The sequence below is a fragment of the Microbacterium sp. genome, from assembly GCF_035277845.1.
Taxonomy (GTDB): Bacteria; Actinomycetota; Actinomycetes; order Actinomycetales; family Microbacteriaceae; genus Microbacterium.
Genome location: NZ_DATEJS010000185.1, coordinates 1 through 4,473, shown reverse-complemented (window position 1 = coordinate 4,473; position 4,473 = coordinate 1). Strand labels below are relative to the sequence as shown.

4 protein-coding genes are annotated in these 4,473 nt (G+C 68.6%); all 4 read right to left on the bottom strand.

All coding sequences use genetic code 11. The features are described 5' to 3' along the window. Positions 1–87 precede the first annotated feature (87 nt). A complete protein-coding gene (locus VJR25_RS07900) occupies positions 88–1,359 on the bottom strand; it encodes a 6-phospho-beta-glucosidase (RefSeq protein WP_324114306.1) in 1,272 nt (423 codons plus the stop codon). After that, positions 1,356–2,249 carry a carbohydrate ABC transporter permease gene (locus tag VJR25_RS07895; protein ID WP_324114304.1) on the bottom strand — a complete coding sequence of 298 codons (894 nt, stop codon included), beginning with the start codon at positions 2,247–2,249 and terminating at the stop codon, positions 1,356–1,358. Before VJR25_RS07895 ends, VJR25_RS07900 begins: the two co-directional genes overlap by 4 nt. Beyond that, positions 2,249–3,253, bottom strand: a complete 1,005-nt coding sequence (locus VJR25_RS07890) for a sugar ABC transporter permease (protein ID WP_324114302.1) — start codon at positions 3,251–3,253, stop codon at positions 2,249–2,251. The genes VJR25_RS07895 and VJR25_RS07890 overlap by 1 nt, the downstream gene beginning before the upstream one ends. Beyond that, positions 3,250–4,473 (bottom strand): ABC transporter substrate-binding protein (locus tag VJR25_RS07885; RefSeq protein WP_324114300.1); only part of this gene is annotated, 1,224 nt, incomplete at its 5' end. The genes VJR25_RS07885 and VJR25_RS07890, both read right to left, overlap by 4 nt.

Here is a 4,473-nt window from a genome sequence, read left to right as displayed (position 1 = left end):
CGAGCACCTCGCCGGTCACCGACAGAACGAGCGCATCCGTCTTGCTGCCGCCGCCGTCGACCGCGACGATCACGGGCTGCCCGGGGTTCACGCCCACTCCAGGTGCGCGCGGTTCTGCGCGATGAGCAGGTCGGTGAGCTTCTCGGCCCGGTCGTACTGCTGCACGAGCGGGTGGGCGAGCATGGCCCGCAGCACGCGATCGCGGCCGCCGTGCACCGCGGCATCCAGCGCCAGCCGCTCGTAACCGGCCACGTGCGAGATCAGCCCCGCCACGTCGGGCGTCAGCGGTTCCACGGGCAGGGCGCGCACCCCGCCGGCATCCACCGTCGCCGGCACCTCGATCACGTGGTCGTCGGGGAGGAACGGCAGGATGCCGTCGTTGCGCAGGTTCACCACCTGCACGTCGCCGCGGTCGGCCACGAGCGACGAGATGAGGTCGACGGCCGCCTCCGAGTAGAAGGCGCCGCCGCGGCGTTCGAGCTGCGCGGGCTTCGCGTCCACCGCCGGGTCGGCGTAGACCTCCAGCAGCTCGCGCTCCACCTGCTGTACGATCTCGGCGCGGGTCGGGGCATCCCGCTGCTCGGCGAGCACCACGTCGTGGGCGTAGTAGTAGCGCAGGTAGTACGACGGCAGCATCCCGAGGAGGTCCAGCAGGGATGCCGGCAGCTCCACGTGCTGCGCCAGCTCGTCGCGGCGCTCCCGCAGCAGTGCGGGGAGGGCGTCGGACTGCAGCCCGGAGGCATCCCGCACCCAGGCGTGCCGCTCCCAGGTGAGGTGGTTGAGGCCGACGTGGCCGAGCTGCACGCGGCCGGGCTCGACGCCGAGCATCCCGGCGAACGCGCGCTGGAAGCCGATCGCGACGTTGCACAGCCCGACCGCGCGGTGGCCCGCGTTCAGCAGCGCCCGCGTGACGATGCCGACCGGGTTGGTGAAGTCGACGATCCAGGCTTCCGGCTTCGCGTGCCGGCGCACGGCCTCGGCGACCCGCAGCACCACCGGGACGGTGCGCAGGGCCTTCGCGAACCCGCCCGGGCCCGTCGTCTCCTGCCCGATGCAGCCGCATTCGTGCGGCCACGTCTCGTCGCCGCGCCGGGCATCCTGTCCGCCGATGCGCAGCTGGACGAGCACCGCGTCGGCATCCGACACCCCGGCGACGAGGTCGCCCGTCGTGACGATCCGGCCCGGGTGCCCCGCCGCGCGGAACATGCGCTCGCTGATCCCGCCGACGAGTTCCCGGCGGGTGGCATCGGGATCGACGAGCCACAGTTCCTCGATCGGCAGCTGGGTGCGCAGACGGGCGAACCCGTCGACGAGCTCGGGGGTGTAGGTCGAGCCGCCGCCGACGACTGCCAGTTTCATCCTTTGACTCCTGTCAGGGCGATGCCCTCCACGAACGCCTTCTGGGCGAAGAAGAACACGATCACGATGGGCACCGTCACGATGAGGGTCATCGCCATGGTGATGCCCCAGTCGGTGCCGTGCGACCCGCGGAAGGTGGCGAGGCCGTACGCCACCGGCCATGCGGCCGGGTTCTCGGACGTGTACAGCAGGGGACCGAAGTAGTCGTTCCACGAGTTGAAGAACATGAAGATCGCGGCCGCCGCGATGCCCGGCCGGGCCATCGGCACGACCACGCGCAGCAGCACGCCGAACTCCCCGCAGCCGTCGATGCGCGCGGCATCCGCGTACTCGGTCGGGATCGTGAGGAAGAACTGCCGAAGCAGGAACACGCTGAACGCGTCGCCGAGCAGGTTCGGCAGGATCAGCGGCCAGAGCGTGCCGGTCAGGTGCAGGTTGGTCCACATCACGTAGACCGGAACCGCCGTCACCTGCGGAGGCAGCAGCATCGTCACGATGATCGCGGTGAACAGCAGGTTCGATCCGCGGAAGCGCAGCTTCGCCAGCGCATACGCCGCCGGCACGCTCGAGATCAGCATGAACGCGGTCGCCAGCAGGGCGTACAGCGTGGAGTTGCCGAACCACAGCAGCAGGGGCGCGTCGGTGAACGCCTTGACGTAGTTGTCCGGCGTGAACGGGTGCGGCCACAGATCGCCGGTGAGGGTCTGGTTCGCCGTCATGAACGACGTCAGCAGCACGAACACGACCGGCAGCAGGAACAGCACCCCGATCACGACGAGCACGGTGTGCTCGGCGATCCACAGCAGCATCCCGCCGCGGTGCTTCGCCCTGCGGCGCGGCGCCGGGATGCCGGGCGCCACGAGGGCACGGGTCTCGGTCACGGTCGCCATCAGCGGGCTCCTTCCGGGCTGAACGCGCTCACGCGCCGCAGCAGGATGACCAGGAACAGGGCGGCGACCACGAACAGGATGACGGCGAGGGCGCTCGCGTAGCCGAGCTGGAACTCGTCGAATCCGCGCTCGTACAGCCATTGCGTGTAGGTGAGCAGCGAGTCGTCCGGGTAGCCGAGCGTGCCGCCGACCCCCTCGCCGACGGTGGCCTTGCCGCTTGCGACCTGCGACGCGACGGAGGCCTCGGTGAAGTACTGCAGTGCGGCGATGATGCCGGTGATGAGGGCGAACAGCAGCACCGGCACGATGTTCGGGAACGTGACATAGCGCAGCTTCTGGAGGCCGTTCGCGCCGTCGAGGGATGCCGCCTCGTACTGCTCGGTGGGAACGTCCAGCAGCGACGCAAGGAAGATGATCATGATGTCGCCCATCACCCACACGCCGAGGATCACGAGCGACGGCTTCGCCCAGGCCGGGTCGTTGAACCACAGCGGGCCGTTGATCCCGAACCACGACAGGATCTGGTTGACGGGCCCCGTGCCCGGGTTGAAGAGGAACACGAACGCGACGACGGATGCCACCGGCGGCACGAGCGACGGCAGGTAGAAGATCATGCGCCAGATGCCGGACGCCCGCTGCGCGCGGGCGAGGAGACCCGCGACGCACAGCGCCGTGAGCATGCGGATCGGCACCAGGAACACCACGAACCACAGGGTGTTCAGCGCCGCCGTGCCCACGAGCGGATCCTGCGTGAACAGGTAGATGTAGTTGCGGAAGTCGTTCCACTGCGGCGGGGTGACCATGTCGTAGCGCGTGAGGGAGAACCACACGCTCGCGATCAGCGGGTAGACGAAGAAGACGACGAGACCCAGCACCACCGGGCCGATCATGGCCGCGATGACCCAGCGCGCCCGGCGTTTCGTGCGGACGTTGCGGTTGCCGCGGGAGGCGGGACGGGCGGCGCGGGCCGCCCGTCCCGGGGTGGCGGCGGACGTGACGCTCACGGCCCCGTCGCGAGGTTGATGGACGCGTTGACCTGTTTGTCCACGTTCCGCAGACCGGCCGTCAGATCGCCGCCGTGCCCGGACTGGAACGCGGTCCAGTAGTCGTTGAACGTCTGCTGGTAGCCGGCGCCGACCGGGCTCGGCGGCGTGGTGTCCGAGTGCGGGCTCGCCATGACCTGCAGGAAGGTGCCGAACTGCGGTCCGAGGCTGAGGGCGGGGGAGGCGAGGGCATCCTTCGTCGTCGGCACGTTGCCGAGGCCGTTCGCGAGCTTCACGACCGCGGACGTGTCGGTGGTGAGGTACTTCAGCAGCGCCCACGCCAGTTCCTTGTGGGTGGAGCCCTTGCCGATGCCGGCGATGTTGCCGGTGAGGTAGCCGCCGCCGTACAGGTCGGTGTGGTCGTCCGCGGTCGGGAAGGGGGCCGTGCCGTAGTTCAGCTTCGGGTCCTGCGCCTTGATGAACGCAGTGCGCCATTCGCCGTCGAGGTTCATCGCGACCTGGCCGGTCTGGAACGCGTTGCTCGCCGAGAACTCCTGGCCGAGCCCGGCGGTGAACTTGTTCAGTTTGTCGTACCCGATCTTGTCGACGAAGCCCTTCTGCCAGGTCAGGAGCTCCTTCCAGCCGGCATCCTGGGAGATGACGGCATGTCCCTTGCTGTTCAGCCATTGGGCTCCGGCGGCCGGCCCGTAGTGCGCCGCGGCGTTCTCGGCCCAGCCCATGAACGGATTGAACCCGAGCGTCTTGATCGAGCCGTCGGCGTTGAAGGTCGTCATCCTCATCGCCATCGTCTCGAGCTCGGAGAGCGTCTTCGGCGGCGCCGAATACCCGAACTTCTTCAGGATGTCGGTGTTGTAGTACAGGCCGTACGCGTCGGCGAGCATCGGCATCGTGCACCGCACGCCGTTGAACTCGGTGTACGACTTCACGACATCCGAGAACTGGTTCATGTCGACCTTGTCGCGCGCGATGTAGGGCTTCAGGTCGACGAACGCGCCGGACGAGCAGAACTTGCCGACGATGTCGGTGGAGTACGAGATGCCGACGTCGACCGGCTGCCCGGAGGCGATCGCGGTGGTGAGCTTCGTGTCATCCTGGCCGGAATGCACGACGACCTTCACGTCGGGGTACTTCTTCTCGAAGTCGTCGACGACCGACTGGATGACCGCCGCTTCGCGGTCGGTGAAGAAGTGCCACAGCGACACCGTCCCGGCGAGGTGCGT

What these genes read in the sequence shown, in the direction of transcription:
- VJR25_RS07895 (WP_324114304.1), bottom strand. Translation starts at nt 2,249, where the DNA reads ATGGCGACCGTGACCGAGACCCGTGCCCTCGTGGCGCCCGGCATCCCG.
- VJR25_RS07900 (WP_324114306.1), bottom strand. Translation starts at nt 1,359, where the DNA reads ATGAAACTGGCAGTCGTCGGCGGCGGCTCGACCTACACCCCCGAGCTC.